The organism is Streptomyces sp. NPDC088746, assembly GCF_044751065.1.
GTDB lineage: Bacteria > Actinomycetota > Actinomycetes > Streptomycetales > Streptomycetaceae > Streptomyces.
The window spans coordinates 270,430-293,770 of record NZ_JBIVLA010000005.1 but is presented as its reverse complement, the minus strand read 5'-3'; the positions used below and the strand labels follow the sequence as shown (position 1 = coordinate 293,770).

The window sequence follows — 23,341 nt, the reverse complement described above, 5'->3', positions numbered from 1 at the left end:
CCCTGGATACGGGTCCGCATGCGAGGGATCCTGAAGCGGTGGACCGAACCGAACTCGCGGACTTCCTCCGCCGTGCCCGTGCCCGCCTGACCCCCGGCGACGTGGGCCTGAGCGCGGGACCGCGGCGTCGCACCCCGGGCCTGCGCCGCGAGGAGGTGGCGCAGCTCGCCGGAATGTCCACGGACTACTACACGCGGCTGGAGCAGCGCCGCGGCTCCCACCCGTCGCGGCAGCTGCTCACCGCCCTCGCCCGCGCCCTGCGGCTCACGGACACGGAGCGCGACCACCTGTTCCACCTGGCGGGCGAGGAGCCGCCCCGGCCGGGCGGCTCCTCCGACCACGTCCGTCCGGGACTGCTGCTGATCCTGGACCGGCTCCACGACCTCCCGGCGATGGTGGTGAGCGACTGGGGCGAGGTGCTCGCGCAGAACACCATGGCGGTGGCCCTGGCCGGTGGTGATCACACCGGGACGAATCTGATCCGTCGCTGGTTCACGGTGCCGGGCGCTCGGGAGCTGTCCCCGCCCGAGTACCACGAGCAGCACGCCCGCGCGCACGCGGCGAGCCTGCGGGCGGTCGTCGGGGCTCGCCCCGACGACCCCGGTCCGGCCGCACTCGTGGCCGAACTCCGCTCCGCGTCGCGCGAGTTCGAAGCGCTGTGGAAGTCGCACGACGTCCTGGCGCGCCGCCCCTCGCCGAAGCGGTTCCTGCACCCGGTGGTCGGTCTCCTCGACCTCGACTGCGACGTGCTGCTCAGCGACGGTCACAGTCAGCAGCTCGTCGTGCACTCCGCGCGGCCGGGCACGCCGACGTACGAGCGCCTCGAGCTGCTGCGGGTCGTCGGTCTCCAGGATCTGGGCCCCGGCCCGCAGGAGCAGCCGCCGCCCCGTCACCCGATCCCCTGACGGTCCGGGCGCAGCGCGAACGCCCGTCCGGCCGCCTCGGGGACCGTGCGCTCCACCGCTTCCACGAGAAGTACGCGGTGCCTGAGCAGCGGTTCCTTCCGCTCCTCGGAGGCGAGCAGCAGCAGATCGTCGAGCCCGGCCAGCAGCCGCCGCGTGACCTGAGGGCTCGCGGCGGCGCACCACCGGATCTCCTCGAACGCGAGATCCACGAGGTCCGTCCACCCCGGCACCCGCTGGACGAGCCGTACGTCGCCCCGCCGGTCCCGGTGGTGCAGCGGCGTGAGCGGCAGACGGACGGCGACGGCCAGGTACTGCACGATGCGGTCCAGGCACTGCACGGCGGTGGTCGGGTCGTTCACCGAGGACGACAGGGCGCGCAGCGCGATGTCGGAGAGCTGCCGCAGACCGAACGCGGGGTCCTGGAACAGGGTGCGCTCGACGCCGACCGAGACCGTGTGCCTCAGGGCGCGCCGGGACGGCGCCGCCCCGCCGTGCACGGCCAGCACCGGCGTGCCCGGCACCAGGAAGTCCCCGGTCCGGGGCACCAGCCGCAGCACGACCCCGTGGCGGCGTGCGGCCCTCACCAGCCGTGCGACCGCCACACCCCTGAGCACCCCCGCCCGGTCCCGGTGCGCCACGTGCGCGGTGACGGGCCCCAGCGACGGCTCGTCCACCGACCCCTCCGGCTGCCGTGCGAGCGCACGGAGCGACTCGCCGGCGATGTGGTCCAGGACGGGGCCGACCTGCATCAGCCGCAGGGTGGAGGAGACGTAGGCGACGAACAGCAGCAGGCTCAGTCCGACCAGCCCGAGGGTCAGCAGGCTCTGGAGCAGGGGCGCCGACGTCACCCGGTGGGGATCGGGTTCCGCCCCGCCCTCGTACGAGGTGAGCACCAGGAGCGAGAACGCGAAGGTCGCGAGGAACACCGCCAGCGTGAGCTTGCTGATCCTGCTCCGTACGAAGATCCGGACGACGCGCGGGGTGAGCTGGCCGCTCGCCATCTGCACCGCCACCAGCGAGATGCTGAACACGACACCGATGAACGTCATCATCGCGGCGCTGACCGTGGTGACGATCGTCCGGGCGTCCCCGGCGAACGTGAGGAGGTCACCGAGCTCCTCGTAAGCTCCCTCCTCCTTGAGGTACGAGACGATCCGGGTGTCCAACTCGGAGAGGACCAGCCACAGCGCGAAGGCGCCCACGAGCCCCGCGGCCGGCGCGCACCAGAAGGTGTCCCGCAGCCGCTCCCGCAGCGAAGCCAGGGCGCGGGGCGCCCGCCGGACGGATGCGCTCGTGCCGCTCGGGCCGCTCTTGCCACTCATGCCCGCGAAGGTAGCCCGGCAGCACGCCGCGTACACGGCACGCCACGGAGTGTGCGCAACGGGACGCCAGGGGTGCCGGGACGTGCCCACACCGCACTGACCACCTAAAACGCAGGTGAGAGGCACCTCAAACCCCTGGTATTGTTTTCTTTGTCGCCACGGGGAGGACCCCGGGACGACAGACACCTTGTCCGGGTGGCGGAATGGCAGACGCGCTAGCTTGAGGTGCTAGTGCCCTTTATCGGGCGTGGGGGTTCAAGTCCCCCCTCGGACACATATCCGTACCGCGTGGTTCATGCGCGGACGGCATCGGCGCCCGCTCCCGGCCCTCGGCCGGGGCGGGCGTTCGTCGTTTCGCGCTCCGTCCCGAGCAGCCGAGAGCGAGCCCCGGGTCCGAGCCTCCACGTCGAGCCCGGAGCTGACCGACGGGTTCGGGCTCCCCTGTTCGGCGCATGCCGGGGCCGTGCGTTCGGAGATCGAACACCCATTGTGCGGGCGAGAGTTGACTGTTAGCCTCCCGGGCGATCGGTCGTTTGTTGCGGAAATGATAAGTGGGGTCCGCGACTTCGGGGGAAGATCGTCACTGTGGGGGTGGAGTGGATCCGCGTAGTGTTGCCGGAATTCTGAACTTCGAACGACATGTGGTCCCTGCCGTTGACCGCTTCAGGGACGCCCGGCAGGACGCGGGCGCGGAACAAGCGCTGGCTGATGTGATCGGAGCGGTCCAAGGACTGTCCGGTCTCATGCCTGACCGTCAGATAGCGGCGACTGTACGGGACTTGACGACATGGCAAAGATCCGGGTGCACGGGCGTACCGGATTTTGACGCCACGCGGGACGCCGTGCCCGCTCCGCAGGACGGCGGGGCGGCCGCGTTCGTCGGGCCCGTGATCCTTCCCAACAGCGACCGCCGCGAGGTCGAGCTCGAAGCGTTCTCCGTCGTCCGGCAGGACCCCGACTGCACCCCGTACCTCCAGGCCGCGTACCCGCACCCGAAGGCGATGTTCCAGTCCACCCGCCTGCTGTCCGCCTCCCGAGGCCTGCGGGAAGGGAACTGCGTGGTGTTCTTCCCCGAGAACATTCCGACGGCCACCCCCTGCACGCAGCAGAACTTCGCATGGTTCTTCTTCAGCCGGCACGTGGACATCTACGCCGACACCCTGGCGATCACGACCCGGCTGTGCGGTCCCGGATCACCGTTCGCCGGTGAGACGCGGCTGGTCTCCGCGGAGGTCGACCCCGAGGACGTGTACCAGGCCCGGTGCATCTGGGGTTACCTGCACGACTACTTCCACCACACCGGCCCCCGGCCCCTCGACCAGCACCTGGCGTTGAAGACGACCTGGCGTCCCGGGCTCCTCGAGGAGCTCAAGGTCGACATGAAGTCGGCGATCGCCTGCTTCGAGGAAGAAGTGCCTTTCGGCCCGGTCGTCTTCGAGTACATCCTGCTGGAACGTCTCTTCCGCTACCCGGCACAGCCCGACCCGCTCCGCAACTTCGACGCGGGCACCGGCTTCGCGCTGGGCACCTGGCTCGCCGAGCACGGTCTGTTCACCGACGACGGCCGCGGCCGGCGCACGCTGGGCCCCAAAGCGGAGATCGTGGCGAGTGTCCGCGAACTCATCGGCCTGATCGAGGAGATCGAGACGATCGCGGAGGACGACGCCTACCGCAAGGCGGCCGTCGACTTCCTCTACGAGAAGCTGCTGCGCCGTCCCGAGACCAAGCCCTACCGGTACGGTGGCCCCCTGGCACCACTCAGTCTCTGGGGTGCCGAGGTCCATGTCTGACGAACCGAGGACCGGCACGGCCGAGCTGGACCGCATACGCCAGGAGCCGGGCTTCTGCCGCTACCCCACGAGCCATATGGCCGTGGTGGAGTGGGACGCGGACACCGGCTGGTCCGGTCCCACCGTCGAGCCGTACGGCGCGTCCCCGATGGACCCGAGGACCCTCGGCCTCCACTACGGACTGGCCGTCTTCGAAGGACTGAAGGCGTTCCGCGGCCAGGACGGGTCGGTGTCCCTGTTCCGTCCGGACGACCACGGCACCAGGCTCGGGCGCTCGGCCGAGCGGCTGGCCATGGCCGCGATGCCCGCCGGCCTCTTCACCCAGGCGTGCGCCCGCCTGGTCGCCACCGTCGAGCACTGGGTGCCGGGTGGCTACGGACAGAGCCTGTACATCCGGCCGCTGCTGCTCGCCACCGAGGCCGAGCTGGGTCTGCGGCCGTCGCGGAACTACCGCTGCGTCTTCCTCGCCTACCCCGCCGACCCCTGCTTCGGCACCGGCTTCCGTCCGCTCGCGGTCACCACCGCGACGGAGGAGGTACGCGCGGTGCGCGGCGGCACAGGCGAGTCGAAGTGCGCCGGCAACTACGCCGCGAGCCTCTACACACGGACGCGGGCCCAGGCCGCGGGCTACGACGAGGTTCTGTGGCTCGACGGACTGGAGCGCCGGTGGATCGAGGAACTCAGCACCATGAACGTCTTCCTCGTCTGGCGGGACGAGCACGGCACGCGCCTGACCACACCCCCGTGCGAGGGAACGATCGTCCGGGGCCTCACCCGTGACTCGCTGCTCACCCTGGCGGAGGACCTCGGCCTGCCCGTCACGGAGGAGCACACCGAGATCGACGCCGTACGCGAAGGAATCCGCTCCGGCCGCCTGACCGAGATGTTCGCCTGCGGGACGGCCGGCGTGGTCATCGCCGTGGGCCGCCTCGGCACCGGAGGCGAGGACATGACCGTCGGCGACGGTGAGGAGGGCCCGGTGACCGGACGGCTCCGGGGCGCCCTGCTCGACGTACAGCAGGGACGCACACCCGACAAGCACGGGTGGCTGTTCCGTGTCACCGGAGCCGCAGCCACCACCACCCACACAGACGAGAGCGGAGGGCGGCACACATGAACCACCGCTCGGGAGCGACAGTCGACCTCGACCGCACACTGGCGGGAGTCACCCGGATCCACACACTCGGCCCGACGGGCACGAACCTGGAGAAGGCGGCCCACCACTGGTTCGCCGACCGGCGGGTCACCGGCACGGTCGTCCTCCACGCCGAGGTGGAGGACGGGCTCGACGCCATGAACTTCGACGGCACCGAGGCCATCCTCGCGTGCGCCGTCTACCCGCGCCTGCACGACCTCGTCTTCGGCAACCTGCACCGCCTGGAGATGGTGGACAGCTTCATCCTCGACACCCACGACATGGTCCTGGCCAGCCGGCCGGACCAGGGGGCGGTCACCACGATCGTCACCCACCCGGCCCCGAGCTGCCTGGTCACCGGACGAGGTGACGTCTCTCTCACGAGCAGCAACTCCCGCGCGGCCGCCCTCTGCGCCGCGGGGGAGTTCGACGCCTGCGTCACCACCGACGCGGCGGCCCTCGCCGAGGGGCTGCGGGTCGTCGAGAACTTCGGGCCGGTGCCCATGGTCTTCACACTGCACTCGGGCAAGGCCGTCGGGGGCCCCCCGCCCGGGGCGGTGTGATGCGGAGCACCACCTCGCCGTCCGGCCGCCGCATGCCCGGGGCCTTCCGGGCCCTCATGGTGAGCGAAGCCGTGTCCTCGGCGGGTTCGCAGTTCACCCTCGTCGCGCTGCCCGTGCTCGCCGCGGCGGGCCTGGGCGCGTCCCCGTCGCAGATCGCTCTGCTGAGCGGGGCGCAGTTCGTCCCTGTCCTCGTCGTCACGCCCTACGCCGGGAAACTGGCCGACATGCGGGACCGGGCCCCTCTGCTGTACATGTCCCACTTCGCGCGCGCCGTCGTCCTGCTCCTCGTGGTCACGATGTCCGCGGCGGAGCTGCTGAACTACGGGACGCTCTTCGCGGCCGCCGTACTCCTGGGTGCCTTCACCGCACTGTTCGACACCTCCCTGCTCGCCTACGTCCCGGACACCGTCGACTCCCCGGAGCTGACGCGGGCCAACGGACAGCTGGCATCGGTCAACGCGGTCTCCCAGACGGCGGGGCCGGCCGTGGGCGGTCTCGTCGTCTCCGGTCTCGGCCCGCTGCTCGCGGTCGCGCTGGACGCCGTCTCCTACCTGGTGGGCGGAGCGGCCCTGCGGATGCGTCCGAAGCCTTCCCGGCACCGGGCCCTCAAGGAGAACGCGACCATTCGCGCCGGGTTCACCGCCGTCGCCGCGTCCGACCCGCTGCGCCGCCTGGTGGCATCCGGCTCCCTCTTCAACCTGGCCGAACAGGTCGCTCTGAGCGTGCTGTTCATCGCCGTGGTGCAGGAGGCGGACCACTCCGTCGCGTTCCTCGGCTTCGGCTTCAGCGCCGCCGGCATCGGCAGCGTGATCGGAGCCAGAGCGACATCCAGCTACGGCGGCGGTGACGCCGGCCGGTCCTGGGTGTGGGCCCTGCTCCTGTCGCAGGCCGCGTTGCTCGCCGCTCTCTGGTCACTCGGCCTGGGCGTCTGGGGCGCCGCGGCGTTCATGGCGGGCATGTTCGTGTACGGCGCCGCAATCGCCTACTACAACGTGCATGCCCTGACGCGGCGTCAGATCGTGTCGCCCACAGGGATGCTGGGCCGCGTCAACGCCGTCTACCGGACGTTCGCCTTCGGCGCCATCCCCCTCGGATCGGGCCTCGCCGCGCTCCTGCTGCTCTTCACCGACGCTCCGACGGCGGCCACTCTGGTCGCCGTGCTGAGCGTGGCGGCCACCTGGATCCTCATCAGGGGGAACTACTCGATCGAGAGGCGGGACGAGGCATGGACCACCGGCTGACCTCCTTCGTGGTGAGCGAGCGGTCGCGGCTCGACGCCTCCGGCACCGACGAGTCATGGCTCGACGAGGGCGGTTTCTACACCTCTCGACGCTGGACGGTCTCCCAGGAGGGCGACCGCGGATTCAGCACGGCCTATCTGGCCGGGCACGACGAGAAGACCGGCCGGACCGCCGCGCTCGTCCCCTTCCACATGGCTCCCGGCGGCGACAGCAACCCGCTCTACAACGAGACCACACTGCTGGGACAGGCCCCGGACGTCCAGCTGCTCGCCGGCTCGCGCACCGGGTACGACAACCGGCTGCTGCTGCGCCCCGGCCTGTCGGGCGCCGACCGGTCCCGGCTCATGACCACCCTCTGCACCCGGCTCCTGGAACGCGCCGAGGAGCACGGGGCCCGGCACGTGTCCTGGTGGTACCTGCCGGACGAGGAGGCGCGTGAGCTCGGGGGCCTGCCCGGGTTCGCCACGGTCACCACCCTCTGCCTGCCGACCGCGGTGGTCCGCCCGCGCGGCGCGACCTTCGACGCGCACGTCGCCGCCCTGCCGGCCTCGCGGCGCTCACTGGTCCGGCGCGATCTGAAGCGGCTGACCGCGGGCGGCTACCGGACCCGGACCCTCCCCGCCGAGTCGGTCCCCCTGGAGAGGTACGCGCCTCTCGTCGTCCAGGTGCAGGTCCGGCACGGCGAGGAGCTGAGCGAGGAGGGCGCCGTCCGCTACCTCCGCAGGTGTCTGAGCATCGGCTCCGGCGACGACGTGGTGATCACCGAGGTGCTGGACAAGCAGGAGCGCCCGGCCGCCTTCGCGCTGGGGATCGTCCACGGCCGGACGCTGCACATGCGGGTGTTCGGCTGTGACTACCGGGCAGGCCACGGCACCAGTGGCGAGTACTTCGAGGCGACCGTGTACGAGCCGCTGAGGTTCGCCCTGGAACGGGGCCTCGACGCGGTCCACCTGGGGGTCACCTCCTACCGGGCGAAGTCACTGCGGGGCGCCGAACTACGCCTACGCAGCACGCTGTTCATGTCCCGCTCGGAGCAGGACCTGCCCACGCCCGCACCCGACTGGAGCTTCCTCGGGGACGACGAGCGATTCCTCGCGGGCGGAGCAGGCGGACCATCGGAGGTCATCCCGTGCTGATCGTCGTACAGCCCCTTTCCGCCGGCGCGCGTCTCGTCTCCAGAGTCGTGCGGTCCGGGGTTCCCTGTCTGATCCCCACCCAGTTCCCCGAGCTGCTGCCCCCGGAGGTCACCGCGGCCGCCACCGTCGTCGACTGGCACCCCGACCAGGGGGTACCCGGTCTGCTCCGCTGCGTCGAGGAGTCCGGGGGCCGGCCGACCGGCGTCGTCGCGGGCTTCGAGTACGTGGTGCCGGAGAGCGCGGAACTCGCCAGGTCGCTGGGGCTTCCCGCGCTCGGCGCGGACGCGGCGGAGGCGGTCCGTCAGAAGGACGTCATGCGCCGGTGGTGCGCCGAGCGGGGCATCGCGTTCCCCCGCTCCGTCGCCGTCCCCCCTGATGCCGCGGGGCCGTGCCCGCTGCCGTTCCCCGTCGTCGTCAAGCCGGTCGACTGCGGGGGCAGCCTGCTGGTGAGTCTCTGCCGCGACCAGGAGGAGTACGAGCGGGCCTGCGCGTCCGTGCACCACCCCGGGGAGGTGAAGTTCCACCCCAGCCCCCGGCGCACGGCGCTCGTCGAGGAGTACGTGGAGGGGCCGGAGTTCTCCCTCGACGGCTGGGTGGACGCGGGCGGGCCGCACGTCGCCAGTGTCACGACCAAGTTCGTCTCGGACCCGCCCTACTTCTTCGAGACGGGCCACATCGCCACCGCTCCGGCCCATTCCCCGTACGGCGAGGTCCTCGAGGAATTCGCACGGAGCGTCGTGGCGGCGTTCGACCTGTCGGTCGGTCCCTTCCACATCGAGACCCGGATCGACCGCGAACGCGGGCCCGTGCTGATCGAGGTCGGTGCCCGGCTGGCCGGCGACAACATCCCCGAACTCGTGCTTGCCGGGCCCGGGGTGGACCTCTGCGCGGCGGCGGCGGACGCCGCCCGGGGCCGGCGGCACCCGGAACCGCCGACGTCGCCGATCAGCGCGGGTCTCGCCTTCGTCACCACCGGCCGGCCCGGCGCGTACGCCGGCACGCTCACCGGCCTCGAACCGTTCCCCGAGGCCTCCGAGTTCCGGGGCCTCGTCCCGGAGGCGGACCCGGGGGCGGTGCTCGACCCGGACGACATCTTCAGCAACCGGGTCGCCCGGATCCACTTCGAGGGAACTCTCGACCGGGTCGAGCACCTGGTCGCCTCGGTCATCAAGGACGTCATGGTCGACATCGAGGTCGACAACGAGAACGGTGATCTCAAGAAAGAGGAAGCTGCCCGCGTATGAGCAACGAACTGACCGTCACGCCGACCGCCGCCCCCCGCCCCAAGCCGGAGGCGGGCTCGTCCGCCGGGACGATCCTCACCGACCACGCGTTCTTCATGCGCTCCGGGAAGCGCCGCAGCTGGCAGGGACTGACCGTCGCCGACCGGGACACCATCCCGGCGCTGCGGCCCACCGCCGCCGCCCTGCAGGGCGGACAGGTCGTGGTGGACGGGCTCAGGGCGTACCGGATGACGGACGGGACGGTCTCCGTCTTCCGTCCCGACAGCCACATCAAGCGGCTCAACAACGGCGCCCGCCGACTGGCCCTGCCCCAGGTCGACTTCGACAGGGTGTGGAGCTCCGTACGTGCCCTGGTGCAACTGGACCAGGACTGGCTCCCCGAGGAGCCGGGCGGAGCCATGGACCTGCGCGCGGTGCTGGCCGCCGACGGCACGGGGCTGACCGCGGGCCCCGTGGACGACTGCCTCTTCTACGTACTGGCATCCGTGGCGGACCAGGACGAGGCGGGAGGGAAGGCCGTACGGGCGATGACGCTCGACGGCTACGTCCGCGCCTGGCCCGGGGGCTTCGGCGACATCAACGCCGTCGGCACCCTCGCGATGGGCGTGGTGCCGGGCGAGATCGCGGCCAACTACGGCTACGACCACGTGCTGTGGCTCGACGGCCCGCAGGGCCGCCTCGTCCAGCAGATCGGGAACCTCAACGCCTTCTTCGTGATCGACGGGGTCCTGACCACGCCGCTGCTCGACCGTTCCGTCCTTCCCGGCATCACACGCGACTCCCTCGTCAAGCTGGCGCGCGACTCCGGGACGCGGGTCGTCGAACGGCCGGTGGAACTGGCGGAGATCCTCAAGGGCATCGCGGACGGCACCGTCACCGAGTGCTTCGCCACCGGGACGGAGGCCGGGGTGGCGCCCGTGACCTCACTCGGTCACCAGGGGGAGGAGTACCGCCTCGCCGACGAGGCGGGGCCCGTCACCACGCGCTTCCGCGGTCTGCTCCGGGACCTCCACCGGGGCGAGGCGGTCGACCGCTTCGGGTGGATGCGACGGGTGACCGAGGTCGCGCCGGTCCATGCCTGAGGGCGGCCGTACGTCCCGTGGCGGGAGCCGCGCCGAGAACGTCCTGGAAGAAGAAGCCTGGAGGTACCGCTGACATGGCCTATGTCGTCACCGACGAGTGCATCGGCTGCAAGTACACGGACTGTGTGGACGCCTGTCCCGTGGACTGCTTCCACGAGGGCCCCGACATGCTCTACATCGACCCCGAGGAATGCATCGACTGCAACGCGTGCGTCGCCGAATGCCCGCCCGAGGCCATCTGGGCGGACGTCGACCTGCCGGAGGACAAGCTCCGGTGGATCGAGATCAACGGAGAGATGAGCGGAAAGTACCCGGTCCTCTTCGAGAGCCGTGGTCCCAAGGGACAGCCAGAAAGCCAGCCTTCCTGACCAGAGAGCGGGAACCGACGTCATGACGACCCAAGTCGAAAACCCCTTCATGCTCGGACTGGACTCGAACTTCTACCTGAAGGACGAGTTCGAGAGCCCGGAGAAGCGCACCAACGTCACCTGGTTCTACCCCAAGATCTGCGGCTTCCAGGACGCCCTCGACGACGAGGCGAAGAAGGCGGAGTACTTCTCCTTCCTGGACCGGCAGTCCCACCCGGAGCAGACCGACATCCTGCTCTACTTCCACATCCCCTTCTGTGAGGCGTTCTGCAACTTCTGCGCGTGCTTCAAGGAGTCCGCGGCGAAGTACCAGGGCGAGCGGCAGAAGCGGTTCGTCAAGGCGATGGTGCGGGAGATCGAGCGCAACGCCCGGTCGAAGTACTTCCAGGGTACGAAGATCAAGTACGTCCAGTTCGGCGGCGGCACGCCCTCCGCGCTGGAACAGGAGTCGATGGCCGACATCCTGGAGGCCGTGCACCGTGAGTTCGACCTCAGCGAGGTCGACGGCATCTCCCTGGAGGGCAGCCCGCTCGGCCTCTCCAAGGACGGGTACATCGAGATGCTCAAGTCCCTGGGCATCACCCGTATCTCGTTCGGCGTGCAGACCCTGGACGAGGAGATCCGGCGGAAGCTGACCATCAAGGCCACCGTCGAGCAGGTGCACCAGACGGCCGAGAACATCCGCCGGGCCGGCATCCGCACCTTCGCGCTGGACCTGATGTACAACCTGCCGGGGCAGGACGACGAGGTCCTCGCCCGGGACCTGGAGGGCATCTGCGCAGAGCTGCGGCCCAGCTTCGTCCAGACCTACCGCTTCAACCAGTGGGAGGGGACGCGGCTCGACCAGCAGATCCGCGCGGGCAAGGTGGCCGAGGTCAAGCCCTCGGGCAGCATCGAGCGGGTCCAGTACCGGCAGATCAAGGACGGGCTCGCGGCCTACGGCTACGACAAGCAGCTCCTGATCAACTTCTTCACCCACCTGGACGACCCGGGCGAGATCGGCCTGAACCACGCCTGCGGAGGCAACGGCTACCGCGCCAGCTACACGCTGGGCATCGGCCCCGCCGCCGAGAACTACATGGGCGAGCGGAGCTACCGGAACCACACCGACGTCGAGCGGTGGATGCGTGACGTCGAGGCCGGGATCCTCCCCATCGAACAGGGCCGGATATGCAGTGACGACGAGGTCGAGAACCGCGTCATGGTCTTCTTCCCGGTCTTCGGCAGCGTCCGCAAGGAGGACGTCGCCAACTTCGAGAAGTACCGCCGGGAAGTCGACTGGCTGGTCGAGGGCGGCTACGCCGTGGAGACCGACGAGGAACTCACCCTGACCGAGTCCGGCCGGGAGAACGCGGGCAACATCGCCTTCCTCTTCTACTCCGACGAGGAGAAGGCCCGGGCCCGCCGCACCATGTACCTCTCGCTGAAGAACAAGCGGAACCCGTTCCACCAGGACCAGCAGAACATCCCGCGGACCCCGCTCTTCCTGCAGACCCGCCCCAAGACGCAGGACGAGAAGCCTGCCGCCCCCGAGAGGAGCTGAACCGAGGGTGAACGACCGCAAGACCCAGGCGGACATCGAGAACGACCTCCGTGAGGTCATCGCCCAGATCTTCCCGCACCAGAAGGTCGACCTGACCTCCAGCACCCCGCTCTTCAACGGCGGACTCTCGCTGAACTCGACCCAGATGATCGAACTCACGCTGGCCTTCGAGACGTTCTACGACATCGAACTCGAACCGGAACTGCTGACGGTGGAGAACTTCGCGTCCCTGGGCTCCCTGTCCGAGCTGATCCAAGAGCTCCTGGACGACGAGGTGTCCACTGTCTGAGATCGCCACGACGGGGCCGGCGGAAGCCGGCTCCCGTTCTCCAGCGGACGTGCGGATCGTCCTGATCCACGGAAACGCCGGGGCGAGCGTCGAGGGCATCTGGTTCCCGTACCTCAGACGGGAGCTGGAGGCCCTCGGCCACCGGGTCGTGGCCGAGACCTTCCCCGACCCCATCAAGGGCCGTATGCGGTACTGGCTCCCGTACCTCACGGACGTCATCCGCCCGGACCGGAACACGGTGATCGTCGGGCACTCGTCCGGGGCGCTGACCGCCTTCCGGTACGCGGAGACGGCGCCGCTGCTCGGCACCTTCGCCGTGGCCGGCCACCACAACGACTGCGGCTTCGAACTGGAGCGCCGCAGCGGGTTCTTCGACCGGCCGTGGGACTGGGAGGCGATCCGGCACAACCAGCGGTTCATCGCACAGTTCCACTCGAAGGACGACCCCTGGGTCCCCTTCGAGGTGGCCGAGGAGCTCCACCGTCTGACCGGCAGTGACTTCACGGTGATGGACGACATGGGCCACTTCGGCTCGTACGACCAGCAGATGGACACCTTCCCGGAGTTGCTGGACGCCATCCGGTGCCGGCTGGAGGACCCCGCGACCTGGCAGGAGGAAGGATGAACGGCTTCGAGGACGGCACCGTCCCGCGGCTGGCGGACGGCATCCTGGAACGCCGGTGCGGGAGCGACGCCACGGCGGTGGTGGACCTGAGCACGGGGGAGCAGGTCTCCTACCGGACCCTGGCACGGCGGACCCAGGCGCTGGCGGACCTCCTGGCCCGGCACGGGGTCGGCAGGGGCACGACCGTCGCCATGGTCATGGACAAGTCCGCCGCCTCCGTGGCGGTCATGTGGGCCGCCCTCCGGCTGGGCGCCCGCTACGCGCCGGTGGACGAGTCACTGCCCTCGGCGAGGGTCGCACTGCTGCTCGGCATGTGCGCGCCCACCGTCACCCTGGTCCACCACCGGCACCGAGCCCTGCTCGACGGCGCGCCCGCCGGTACGGTCCTCACTGTCGGGGCGGAACCTCCGGAGGAACCCGGCGGGAAGCAGTGGGACCCCGTGGCCGAGACCGACGTCCGCCCCACGGACGCCTCGGACCGGAGCCCCGAGGACCACGCCTATGTCGTCTTCACCTCGGGATCGACCGGCCTGCCCAAGGGGGTCGTGATCAGCCACCGCTCCCTGTGCGCCCTCCTCGAAGGAGTGCAGCGGGTGGTCGGCTTCGACGACGGCATGCGGTTCCTCAATGTGGCGCCGCTCTTCTTCGACGCCTCGGTCGTCGACCTCTGGTCGACCTTCCTGGTCGGGGGCAGCGTCCACCTGCTGCCCCGGCTGCGCGTGCCCTCACAGATCACCCGGGCCTGCGAGGAGTGGCGGATCACCGACACCCTGCTCGTCTCCTCAGTGGTCCGTATGCTGGTCGGCCGCTTCAGCGACGCCGGCCGCCGGGATCTGAGCTCCCTGCGACGGCTCTGGTTCGGCGGGGAGTCCTGCCCCGTTCCGGTGCTGCGAGCCTTCGCCGCCCTGGTGCCCGGACTCACCTACGTCCACGGGTACGGTCCGACCGAGACGACGCACAGCGCGACGCTCTTCCTCACCGACGACATCGCCGGTTACGACGAGGAGTTCCTGCCGATCGGGAGCCCCCTGCCGTCCGTCGACCTCCTGGTCGTCGACGACGTTCTCCGGCCGGTGCCCGACGGTGAGACCGGCGAACTCCTCATCGGCGGACCGCAGGTGATGGCGGGATACTGCGGCGACCCGGAACGCACCGAACGCGCCCTCGTCAGCCCTCCGGGCTCCGGCGGCGCCCGCTACTACCGGTCCGGCGACTACGTCCGCGTCCGGGACGACGGTGCACTCATGTTCCTGGGCCGGCGCGACGACGCCCTGAAGATCAACGGCAACCTCGTCCACCTGTCCGAGGTGGAGGCGGCGGCACTCGCCGTGGAGTGGGTGACGGACTGCTGCGCGGTTCCGGCCGAACACCCCGTGGCAGGGAAGGTGATCGGCCTGTTCGTCCTGGGCCGACGGGACGGCACGGGCCCGGACGAGGAAGAGCTGCGCCGGGAACTGGCTCTGCGGCTGCCTCCCTACATGATCCCGGCCCGGATCGACTTCCTGGCCGACGAGGACGTCGATCTGACCGCGTCCGGCAAGCTCGACCGCAACCGCCTGCGGGAACTCACCAACAAGTGACCTGCGGAACTCACCCGACAAGTGACCTGCGGAAACTCACCCGACAAGTGAAGGGAAGTCACCACATGGCGGAGGACGAGCTCGCCTCCTTCGGGCGGCGCGGCACGGTGACCGTCGTCCCCCGCTCCGCCAGGGGCCTCAGCCTGGGCGACGACCCCGCGCGGCTCCTGCTCCACCCCGTGGAGCACTTCCTCCCGGAGCCGGCCGTGGTCGACCGGCTGGCCGACGCCTTCACCCGCGAAGGGCTGACCGTCGAGGCGCGCTCCGGCGCCGGCCTCACCGTCAGCGGTGAGAACGCACTGGTCGAAGAGGTCTTCGGCAGCCCGGTGGTGCCCGTGCGCAACAAGTACATCAGGGAGTCGGTCCGCTACGAACTGTCCGCGACGGGCACCCTCCGGTCCCGCCTGCACCCCGAGCTGATCACGGAGGTCCGGGCACCCCGCGCCGGCTTCGAGCTGGCGCCGAGCGCCGTTCCTCCGCTGCCGGACACCGCCGGGTACCTGAGACTGCCCGAGGACGCCGCACGGCTGGCCGGCGCCGACCGGCTGCACGCGGCCGGCATCCGGGGCGACGGCGTCCGGGTGGTGATGGTGGACACCGGACTGTACGACCACCCGCACCACCGGGCGCACGGCTACACCACGGCCGTGGTCCCGGCGCTGACACCGCTCGACCCCCGTAGCGACGAGCGAGGCCACGGTACGGCGATGTCGGCGCTGCTCCTGGCAGTGGCTCCGGGGGTGTCGCTCACCATGGTCAAGATGGCGGGCGAGGCGTTCTCCTTTCCGGTCGCGGCATTCCAGCGGGCGGTGCAGCTGGAGCCGGACATCATCTCGTGCAGCTGGGGGACCCTGCGGGAAGAGCCCCACCTCCACCTGGAGGTGGCCGACGCGGTCCGGCGCGGGATCACCGTCCTGTTCGCCGCCGGAAACGGCTCCACCGACCGGCGTGACGCCATGTTCCAGTCGGTGGCGACGCCCGGGGCCCTCACCGTCGGCGGCGTCCACGTGGGCCCCGGCGGAGAGCTGCGCGCCTCGGATCTCGCCTCCAGCTACCGGTCGGCGGTCTTTCCCGGCCGGACCGTGCCGGACGTGTGCGGCCCCTGCGGGATGCTGCCCAACGGCGACTACATCGTGTTCCCGACCCAGCCGGGCTGTCTGTTCGACCGGCGTAACAGCAAGTACGACGGAACGGCTCCCGACGACGGCTGGCTGGTCTCCAGCGGCACGTCGGGAGCGACGGCCTACGCGGCCGGTGTGGCGGCGCTCGCCGTGCAGCAGGGCATCGGTCAGGGCCGGGCCCTCCGGACGGAGGACCTGGTGAGCGCCTGCCTGCCGGTGACCCAAGGGCGTTCGATCACCGGGGACGACTGCGGCGGAGTCTGTCCGAACCACGCGGTGGGCCACGGCCTCCTCACCGTCTGAACCGCCCGGTCGCGCCGCGAACGGGGGGATGTCGGACGAGGCGCCGCATCCACACATGGGGGTCGTCCGCCCGGCCGAACTGGATGCGGCACCCCAGCGCAGCCGACACCGTTCGGGACGCGCCCAGAACACACATCAGTGGGGCTTCTCCCGGTCGTCATTCAGGAACGTGGTGTGTGGCCCATCATGGAGTGACGGTTCGGAACCCTAGCGGTCGATCAGTTTGCGGAGCAAGAGAATTGGATCTTGGAACGGCGGGCGGTCGCGCCACCGGCAACGAGGACATCAGGGCGCTCGGAGAGGCTGCCGCCGCTGCCGCCGCCGATCTCGTCGGCAGGCCCGTGCTGTGCGTGGGGAGCGACCTGGCCGACGTGGACGAGATGCGGGCCACCCTGGCCCGCCAGCCCCGCTTCGCCGGCCATGTCTTCACCCCTGCCGAGCGCGCCTATTGCGAGATCCCCGACGACTCCGCCGAGCGCTATGCCGTGCGGTTCGCCGCCAAGGAGGCGGTCCTCAAGGCCCTGGGCGTGGGCCTCACCGGTTCGGTCCTGACCGAGATCGAGGTGCTGCACACCCGGTCCGGCAGTCCGGCCCTCCAACTCACGGGCCGCGCGGCGGCGTTGGCCGAGGGGGCCGGTGTCAGGTCCTGGCTGGTCACTCTCACCCACAGCCGGAGCCTGGCACACGCCTTCGTCGCCGGACTCTCGGGAGGATCGGCTACAGCTACAGCTACCGCTACATCAACTCGGCCGTAGACGGCCCTTCGTGGGGCCCCCGGAGCGTGCGGTGATGCGTACGCAGGGCATTGCTTCGATCCCGGCGAGGGAGCGTGGCTTGTTCACATCTTCTGGCCGTGATGATCCACAAGGGTGGCAAGGAGCCGGGTCAACTGCTCCCGTTCCGGCGGGGTCAGCGGCGCGAGCACCTCGTTCTCCACCTCGGCGAGCAGCTTGTCCAGCTTCGGCAGCTGCCGGCGGCCCTGTTCGGTGAGGGCGATGATGTTCTGCCGCCGATCGGCGGGGTTGGGTGAGCGTTCCACCCACTCACGATCGCCCAGTTCGTTGATCACCGCGACCATGTCGCTGCGGTAGATCCCTGTGCGGCAGCTCAGTTCCGCCTGGCTGGCGGGTCCGAACTCCTCCAGGGTGGCGAGCACCGCGTAGTGCCACTTGCGGGTGCCTGCGCGCGCCAACTCCTCGTTCACCAGGCGATCGGACTGGATCGCGGCCAGTGACAGAAGCCGGGTCCGCAGATTACGCAGTCGCGCGGCCGCGGCCTGCCGGTTGGTCGAGCGCGCCATGCCGGGCGTGCTGTTGCTCATGCCGCGATCATACCCCGTTGCGTTAGTCCCACTAACAAACTATCTTCGTCGACCGAGGAACGTTAGTGGGACGAACGATTTGGGGGACGTCATGCCGGTGACGAACGTGCTGGATTCGACGATGTTCCACGAGGAGGCCGGCGGTGGCATCCCCTTCGTTTTTCTGCACGGCAACCCCGGCTCGTCCTATCTGTGGCGCAAGGTGCTGCCCGCGGTGGACCTGCCTGCCCGCCTGCTGGCCCCCGATCTGATCGGCATGGGCCGCTCCGGCAAGCCCGACGTGCCGTACCGGTTCGCCGACCACGCTCGCTACCTGGACGACTGGTTCGACCGGTTGGGCCTGAACGAGGTGGTGCTCGTCGGGCACGACTGGGGCGGGGCACTCGCGTTCGACTGGGCAGCCCGCCACCCCGGCCGGATCCGCGGCATGGCCTTCTTCGAGACCATCGTGCGGCCGATGTCCTGGAGCGAGCTGGGAGACGGACCGCGCTCGCGCGCCCGGGCCATGCGCGGGCCACAGGGTGAGGCGCTGGTGCTGGACCAGAACACCTTCCTGGAGTCGGCCTTCACCGGCGGGGTGCTGAACCCGGTGAGCGAGGAAGACATGCGGGTCTACCGGGCGCCGTACCCGACCCGGGAAAGCCGCCGCCCGATACTGGAATGGGCGCGCTCGCTACCGCTGGACGGGGAGCCGGCCGAGGTCGCCGAACGCGTCGAGCGATACGGCACCTGGCTGGCGGACAGCGGTGAGGTTCCCAAGCTGCTTCTCACGTTCGACTCCTCGCCCACCTTGCTGATCGGCGAGGAGATGACCGATTGGTGCGCTGCCAACATCGCCGCGCTGGAGATCCGGCGCTGCGGCCCGGCCGGTCACCACGCCCCCGAGGACCAGCCCCAGGCCATCGCTGACGCCATCGGCGCATGGGCCCGGCGGCACACTCTGACCGGCGGCCGGCGGCGCTGAGGGACCTCGTTCCCGGACGCCTGGTCCCGGCGCGCCGGAGCTCGCCCGCCGGCAGGCGGCCGGGCAGCGGCCGGCACCACCTCGTCACCGCTGCCCGGGCATGCCGTCTGTAACCGCCCCCTGCCCCGCAGCCGATCAGGCCGGATCACGATCCGGTCTCGGGCGACCCCGAGGGTCTTGCTTTCGGTCGTGTAATCGATTCCAATCATCCGTGTAATCGATTCCACGGCTCGTTCCGCTGGTCTCGAGGGTCACGGAAACCACAAGGAGGTGGTCCGGAAATGGCGAGCATCAAGGATGTCGCGGCCCAGGCGGGAGTCTCTGTCGCCACGGTCTCCCGCGTCCTCAACAGCCATCCGTCCGTCAGCCCGGACGCACGCAGACGTGTCCTCGCCGCCGTCGACGCCCTCGGCTACCGGCCCAACGCCGTGGCCCGCTCGCTGCGCACCGACCAGACACGCACACTCGGCCTCGTCATCAGCGACGTACTCAATCCGTACTTCACGGCGCTGGCCCGCTCCGTCGAGGAGGAGGCGCGCGGACTCGGCTACAGCGTGATCATCGGCAACGCCGACGAGCGGCTCGAACAGCAGGACCACCACGTCCGTACGCTCCTGGACCGCAGGATCGACGGGCTCCTGGTCTCGCCCGCCGACGGCGAGTCCCCGCTCCTGCTGGATGTCGCGCGCACCGGCACGCCGATGGTCTTCGTCGACCGCTGGATCCCCGGGGTGGACATCCCCGTCGTGCGCGCGGACGGGCACCGGGCCATCCAGGACCTGGTCGCCCATCTGTACGCCCTCGGCCACCGCAGGCTCGCCATCATCGCGGGCCCGGCCGCCACCACCACGGGCAACGAACGCGTCGAGGCATTCCGGGAAGCGATGGGGGCCCACGGCCTCGCCCTGCCCGACGCCTACATCGGGCAGGGCGACTTCCAGGCCGCCAGCGGCCGGCGCGCCACCGAGAACTTCCTGTCGCTGCCCGAACCGCCCGAGATCGTGTTCGCCGCCGACAACCTCATGGCGCTCGGCGCCCTGGACGCGATCCGCGCACGCGGCCTCCGTGTCCCCGAGGACATCGGGATCGCGGCCTTCGACGACATCCCGTGGTTCCTCCACACCGCCCCGCCGATCACCGCGATCGCCCAGCCGACCGGCGAGCTCGGCCGAGCCGCCGTGCGCGCGCTGATCGACATCGTCGAGGGCCGGCCCCCGCAGTCCGTGACCCTGCCCGCCCGCCTCGTCGTACGCAGCTCCTGCGGCGAGCGCCCTTCCACCCCCGGGAGCAACGAGTGAGCGAATCAGTCGAGTTGCTGCGCATCGAAGGCGTACGCAAGACCTTCCCCGGTGTCGTCGCCCTGGACAGCGTCGACTTCGACCTGCGCAGCGGCGAAGTGCACGTCCTCCTTGGTGAGAACGGCGCGGGCAAGAGCACCCTCATCAAGATGCTCTCCGGCGCCTACCGACCGGACAGCGGCCGGATCTTCACCGGCGGCCGGGAGGTGCGCATCCACGGAGCGCAGGACGCCGAGAAGCTCGGGATCGCCACGATCTACCAGGAGTTCAACCTGGTCCCCGATCTCACCGTCGCCGAGAACATCTTCCTCGGCCGTCAGCCGCGCCGCTTCGGCATGATCGACCGCGGGCGCATGGAGGCCGACGCCGAGGTGCTCCTGCGCCGGGTCGGCCTGCACGTCTCGCCCAGGGCCAGGGTCCGTGAACTGGGCATCGCCCGGCTGCAGATGGTCGAGATCGCCAAGGCGCTCAGCCTGGACGCGCGTGTCCTGATCATGGACGAGCCGACCGCCGTCCTCACCTCCGAGGAGGTCGACAAGCTCTTCGTGATCGTGCGGCAGCTGCGTGCGGACGGCGTCGGCGTCGTCTTCATCACCCACCACCTCGACGAGATCGCCGCCCTCGGCGACCGTGTCACCGTCCTGCGCGACGGCCGCAGCATCGACCAGGTGCCCGCGTCGACACCCGAGGCGGAGCTCGTCCAGCTCATGGTGGGACGCAGCATCGACCAGCAGTACCCGCGCGAACGCCCGGAAACGGGGCAGCCGTTGCTCTCCGTGCGCGGGCTCACCAGGGACGGGGTCTTCCACGACATCAGCTTCGACGTGAAGGCCGGTGAGGTCGTCGGCCTCGCCGGACTCGTCGGAGCCGGCCGCACCGAGGTCGCCCGCGCGGTCTTCGGCGCCGACCCCTACGACGCCGGAACCGTCGAGGTACGCGGCGAGCGCCTGGGCAAGCACGACGTGACCGCCGCCATGGGCGCCGGGATCGGCCTCGTCCCCGAGGACCGCAAGGGCCAGGGCCTCGTGCTCGACGCCTCCGTCCAGGAGAACCTCGGCCTGGTCACCCTCCGCTCGGCGACCCGCTCCGGCATCGTCGACGTCAAGGGCCAGCGCACCGCCGCCGCCCGCATCGCCGAGCAGCTCGGCGTACGCATGGCGGGCCTCGGCCAGCACGTCCGCACCCTGTCCGGCGGCAACCAGCAGAAGGTCGTCATCGGGAAGTGGCTCCTGGCCGACACCCGGGTCCTGATCCTCGACGAGCCGACCCGGGGCATCGACGTCGGCGCGAAGGTCGAGATCTACCAGCTCATCAACGAGCTGACGGCCTCCGGCCACGCGGTCCTGATGATCTCGAGCGACCTGCCGGAGGTCCTGGGCATGAGCGACCGGGTCCTCGTCATGGCCCAGGGCCGTATCGCCGGAGAACTCCCCGCCCACGAAGCCACCCAGGACGCCGTGATGGCCCTCGCCGTCAGTGCCGCGCCTGTCACCGACCCCACCGAGCACGCAGAGAACGCAGAGGAGAGCCCCCGTGGCCACTGACACGCATCCGAGCAAGACGGGCGCGGGCGGCGCCGGACACACCCTTCGCCGCCTCCTGCTCGACAACGGCGCGCTCAGCGCGCTGGTCGTCCTCCTGGTGGCGATGTCGCTGCTCTCCGGCGACTTCCTCACCACCCAGAACCTGCTGAACGTCGGGGTCCAGGCCGCGGTGACCGCGATCCTCGCGTTCGGTGTCACCTTCGTCATCGTCTCGGCGGGCATCGACCTCTCCGTCGGCTCGGTCGCCGCCCTCTCCGCGACCGTCCTCGCCTGGTCGGCGACATCCGCGGGCGTACCCGTCTGGCTGGCGGTCATCATCGCCGTGGCCACCGGCATCGCCTGCGGCTTCGTCAGCGGGGCCCTCGTCGCCTACGGCAAGCTGCCGTCGTTCATCGCGACACTGGCCATGCTCTCCGTCGCGAGGGGGCTGTCCCTGGTCATCTCCCAGGGCCGGCCGATCCCCTTCCCCGACTCCGTCTCCGTGCTCGGTGACACGCTCGGCGGCTGGCTGCCCGTCCCCGTCCTCGTGATGATCGCGATGGGCCTGATAGCGGCACTCATCCTGGCCCGCACCTACATCGGCCGCTCCATGTACGCCATCGGCGGCAACGAGGAAGCAGCCAGGCTGTCCGGACTGCGCGTCAAGAAGCAGAAGCTCGCCATCTACGCCCTCTCCGGCCTCTTCGCCGCAGTGGCCGGCATCGTCCTCGCCTCCCGTCTGGTCTCCGCACAGCCGCAGGCGGCACAGGGGTACGAACTCGACGCGATCGCCGCGGTCGTCATCGGCGGCGCGAGCCTCGCGGGCGGCGTCGGCAAGGCGTCCGGCACCCTGATCGGCGCGCTGATCCTCGCCGTGCTGCGCAACGGCCTCAACCTCCTGTCCGTGTCCGCCTTCTGGCAGCAGGTCGTCATCGGCGTCGTCATCGCCCTCGCGGTGCTGCTGGACACCCTGCGCCGCAAGGCCGGGTCCGGCGCCTCCGCAGGCGGCGCGTCCGCCGCACCCGGATCACCCGGGAAGGGCCGCAAGAGCGCGCTGCGGCTGGGCATCGCGGTGGTCTGCCTGGCCGCCGTCATCGCCGCCGTGACCTTCTTCAAGTCCGGTTCCTCCGGCACCACCACCAAGGTGGGCATGTCGCTCTCCACCCTGAACAACCCCTTCTTCGTCCAGATGAAGGAAGGCGCGCAGCAGGAGGCCGAGAAGGCGGGGATCGACCTCACCGTCACCGACGCCCAGAACGACGCCTCGCAGCAGGCCAACCAGCTGGAGAACTTCACCAGCTCCGGGGTGGACTCCGTCATCGTCAACCCGGTGGACTCCGACGCGGTCGGCCCCGGTGTCCGCAACGCCAACAAGGCGGACATCCCGGTCGTCGCGGCGGACCGGGGAGTCAACAAGGCCGAGACGGCGGCACTCGTCGCCTCCGACAACGTCGCGGGCGGCAAGCTCGCCGCGAAGACACTCGCCGACCGGCTCGGCGGCAAGGGCAGCATCATCGTCCTCCAGGGCACCGCCGGCACCTCCGCCAGCCGTGAGCGCGGCGCGGGCTTCGCCGCAGGCATGAAGGCGTACCCGGACATCAAGATCGTGGCGACCCAGCCGGCCGACTTCGACCGCACCAAGGGCCTGGACGTCATGACCAACCTGCTCCAGTCCCACCCGGGCATCAACGGCGTCTTCGCCGAGAACGACGAGATGGCGCTCGGCGCCGTCAAGGCACTGGGCAGCAAGGCCGGGAAGTCCGTCCCGGTCGTCGGCTTCGACGGAACCCCCGACGGCCTGACGGCCGTCGAGGCGGGGACCCTGTACGCCTCCGTGGCACAGCAGCCCAGGGAACTGGGGAAGATCGCCGTACAGAACGCCGTCAAGGCTGCCGACGGCAAGAAGACCGACAGCATGGTGAAGGTGCCGGTCAAGGTCGTCACCCGGCAGAACGTCGCCGACTTCTCCTGATCACGAAAGGCACTGC

At 70.3% G+C, this 23,341-nt stretch carries 21 protein-coding genes and 1 tRNA gene; 20 read left to right on the top strand and 2 right to left on the bottom strand.

Annotation, left to right across the window (positions count from 1 at the left end):
• Positions 1 to 38 precede the first annotated feature (38 nt).
• Positions 39 to 905, top strand: a complete 867-nt coding sequence (locus ACIP63_RS23685) for a helix-turn-helix transcriptional regulator (RefSeq protein ID WP_401518865.1) — start codon at positions 39 to 41, stop codon at positions 903 to 905.
• Here the strand turns inward: ACIP63_RS23685 and ACIP63_RS23680 are convergent.
• Entirely contained in the window at positions 890 to 2,227 is a 1,338-nt protein-coding gene (locus tag ACIP63_RS23680) for a DUF2254 domain-containing protein (RefSeq protein WP_401518864.1), read from the bottom strand. The genes ACIP63_RS23685 and ACIP63_RS23680 overlap by 16 nt on opposite strands.
• 189 nt (positions 2,228 to 2,416) lie before the next feature.
• Here ACIP63_RS23680 and ACIP63_RS23675 point away from each other — a divergent pair.
• The 15 genes from ACIP63_RS23675 (at position 2,417) to ACIP63_RS23605 (ending at position 17,002) form a co-directional block, all read left to right on the top strand.
• A tRNA-Leu gene (locus ACIP63_RS23675) sits at positions 2,417 to 2,501 on the top strand.
• Positions 2,502 to 2,778: 277 nt separating this feature from the next.
• Positions 2,779 to 4,017: a DUF6421 family protein gene (locus ACIP63_RS23670; protein WP_401518862.1), complete on the top strand. Its 1,239-nt coding sequence runs from the start codon at positions 2,779 to 2,781 to the stop codon at positions 4,015 to 4,017.
• Positions 4,010 to 5,134 carry a branched-chain amino acid aminotransferase gene (locus ACIP63_RS23665; RefSeq protein WP_401518859.1) on the top strand — a complete coding sequence of 375 codons (1,125 nt, stop codon included), beginning with the start codon at positions 4,010 to 4,012 and terminating at the stop codon, positions 5,132 to 5,134. Before ACIP63_RS23670 ends, ACIP63_RS23665 begins: the two co-directional genes overlap by 8 nt.
• Positions 5,131 to 5,715 (top strand): bacilysin biosynthesis protein BacA, encoded by a 585-nt coding sequence (locus tag ACIP63_RS23660; RefSeq protein ID WP_401518857.1) that lies wholly within the window; start codon positions 5,131 to 5,133, stop codon positions 5,713 to 5,715. Before ACIP63_RS23665 ends, ACIP63_RS23660 begins: the two co-directional genes overlap by 4 nt.
• Positions 5,715 to 6,956 carry an MFS transporter gene (locus ACIP63_RS23655; protein ID WP_401518855.1) on the top strand — a complete coding sequence of 414 codons (1,242 nt, stop codon included), beginning with the start codon at positions 5,715 to 5,717 and terminating at the stop codon, positions 6,954 to 6,956. The genes ACIP63_RS23660 and ACIP63_RS23655 overlap by 1 nt, the downstream gene beginning before the upstream one ends.
• A complete protein-coding gene (locus ACIP63_RS23650; RefSeq protein ID WP_401518852.1) occupies positions 6,941 to 8,092 on the top strand; it encodes a GNAT family N-acetyltransferase in 1,152 nt (383 codons plus the stop codon). Before ACIP63_RS23655 ends, ACIP63_RS23650 begins: the two co-directional genes overlap by 16 nt.
• Positions 8,086 to 9,336: an acetyl-CoA carboxylase biotin carboxylase subunit family protein gene (locus ACIP63_RS23645; RefSeq protein WP_401518850.1), complete on the top strand. Its 1,251-nt coding sequence runs from the start codon at positions 8,086 to 8,088 to the stop codon at positions 9,334 to 9,336. The genes ACIP63_RS23650 and ACIP63_RS23645 overlap by 7 nt, the downstream gene beginning before the upstream one ends.
• The gene (locus ACIP63_RS23640; RefSeq protein WP_401518848.1) at positions 9,333 to 10,418 is read left to right on the top strand and encodes an aminotransferase class IV; all 1,086 of its coding nucleotides are present in this window, start codon (positions 9,333 to 9,335) and stop codon (positions 10,416 to 10,418) included. The genes ACIP63_RS23645 and ACIP63_RS23640 overlap by 4 nt, the downstream gene beginning before the upstream one ends.
• Positions 10,419 to 10,492: 74 nt before the next feature.
• Positions 10,493 to 10,786: a ferredoxin family protein gene (locus tag ACIP63_RS23635; RefSeq protein ID WP_401518845.1), complete on the top strand. Its 294-nt coding sequence runs from the start codon at positions 10,493 to 10,495 to the stop codon at positions 10,784 to 10,786.
• A 22-nt stretch (positions 10,787 to 10,808) separates the two neighbouring features.
• Entirely contained in the window at positions 10,809 to 12,329 is a 1,521-nt protein-coding gene (locus ACIP63_RS23630; protein WP_401518843.1) for a coproporphyrinogen-III oxidase family protein, read from the top strand.
• Positions 12,330 to 12,336: 7 nt separating this feature from the next.
• Positions 12,337 to 12,618 (top strand): phosphopantetheine-binding protein, encoded by a 282-nt coding sequence (locus ACIP63_RS23625; RefSeq protein ID WP_362928106.1) that lies wholly within the window; start codon positions 12,337 to 12,339, stop codon positions 12,616 to 12,618.
• Between the two features lie 49 nt (positions 12,619 to 12,667).
• Entirely contained in the window at positions 12,668 to 13,243 is a 576-nt protein-coding gene (locus ACIP63_RS23620) for an RBBP9/YdeN family alpha/beta hydrolase (protein ID WP_401518840.1), read from the top strand.
• Positions 13,240 to 14,823: an amino acid adenylation domain-containing protein gene (locus ACIP63_RS23615; RefSeq protein ID WP_401518837.1), complete on the top strand. Its 1,584-nt coding sequence runs from the start codon at positions 13,240 to 13,242 to the stop codon at positions 14,821 to 14,823. Before ACIP63_RS23620 ends, ACIP63_RS23615 begins: the two co-directional genes overlap by 4 nt.
• A 65-nt stretch (positions 14,824 to 14,888) precedes the next feature.
• Positions 14,889 to 16,247: a S8 family serine peptidase gene (locus tag ACIP63_RS23610; protein WP_401518835.1), complete on the top strand. Its 1,359-nt coding sequence runs from the start codon at positions 14,889 to 14,891 to the stop codon at positions 16,245 to 16,247.
• A 239-nt stretch (positions 16,248 to 16,486) separates the two neighbouring features.
• Positions 16,487 to 17,002, top strand: coding sequence for a holo-ACP synthase (locus tag ACIP63_RS23605; RefSeq protein ID WP_401518834.1), 516 nt, complete (start codon positions 16,487 to 16,489; stop codon positions 17,000 to 17,002).
• Between the two features lie 83 nt (positions 17,003 to 17,085).
• Here the strand turns inward: ACIP63_RS23605 and ACIP63_RS23600 are convergent, their stop codons facing one another.
• Positions 17,086 to 17,568, bottom strand: a complete 483-nt coding sequence (locus ACIP63_RS23600) for a MarR family winged helix-turn-helix transcriptional regulator (protein WP_401518831.1) — start codon at positions 17,566 to 17,568, stop codon at positions 17,086 to 17,088.
• Positions 17,569 to 17,659: 91 nt separating this feature from the next.
• Here ACIP63_RS23600 and ACIP63_RS23595 point away from each other — a divergent pair, with 91 nt between their 5' ends.
• The 4 genes from ACIP63_RS23595 (at position 17,660) to ACIP63_RS23580 (ending at position 23,325) form a co-directional block, all read left to right on the top strand.
• Entirely contained in the window at positions 17,660 to 18,532 is an 873-nt protein-coding gene (locus ACIP63_RS23595; protein WP_401518829.1) for a haloalkane dehalogenase, read from the top strand.
• A 281-nt stretch (positions 18,533 to 18,813) separates the two neighbouring features.
• Positions 18,814 to 19,830 carry a LacI family DNA-binding transcriptional regulator gene (locus ACIP63_RS23590; protein ID WP_401518827.1) on the top strand — a complete coding sequence of 339 codons (1,017 nt, stop codon included), beginning with the start codon at positions 18,814 to 18,816 and terminating at the stop codon, positions 19,828 to 19,830.
• Complete coding sequence (locus ACIP63_RS23585; RefSeq protein WP_401518824.1) at positions 19,827 to 21,374, top strand: sugar ABC transporter ATP-binding protein; 1,548 nt, start codon at positions 19,827 to 19,829, stop codon at positions 21,372 to 21,374. Before ACIP63_RS23590 ends, ACIP63_RS23585 begins: the two co-directional genes overlap by 4 nt.
• The gene (locus tag ACIP63_RS23580) at positions 21,364 to 23,325 is read left to right on the top strand and encodes a substrate-binding domain-containing protein (protein ID WP_401518822.1); all 1,962 of its coding nucleotides are present in this window, start codon (positions 21,364 to 21,366) and stop codon (positions 23,323 to 23,325) included. The genes ACIP63_RS23585 and ACIP63_RS23580 overlap by 11 nt, the downstream gene beginning before the upstream one ends.
• The last annotated feature ends 16 nt before the right edge of the window (positions 23,326 to 23,341 follow it).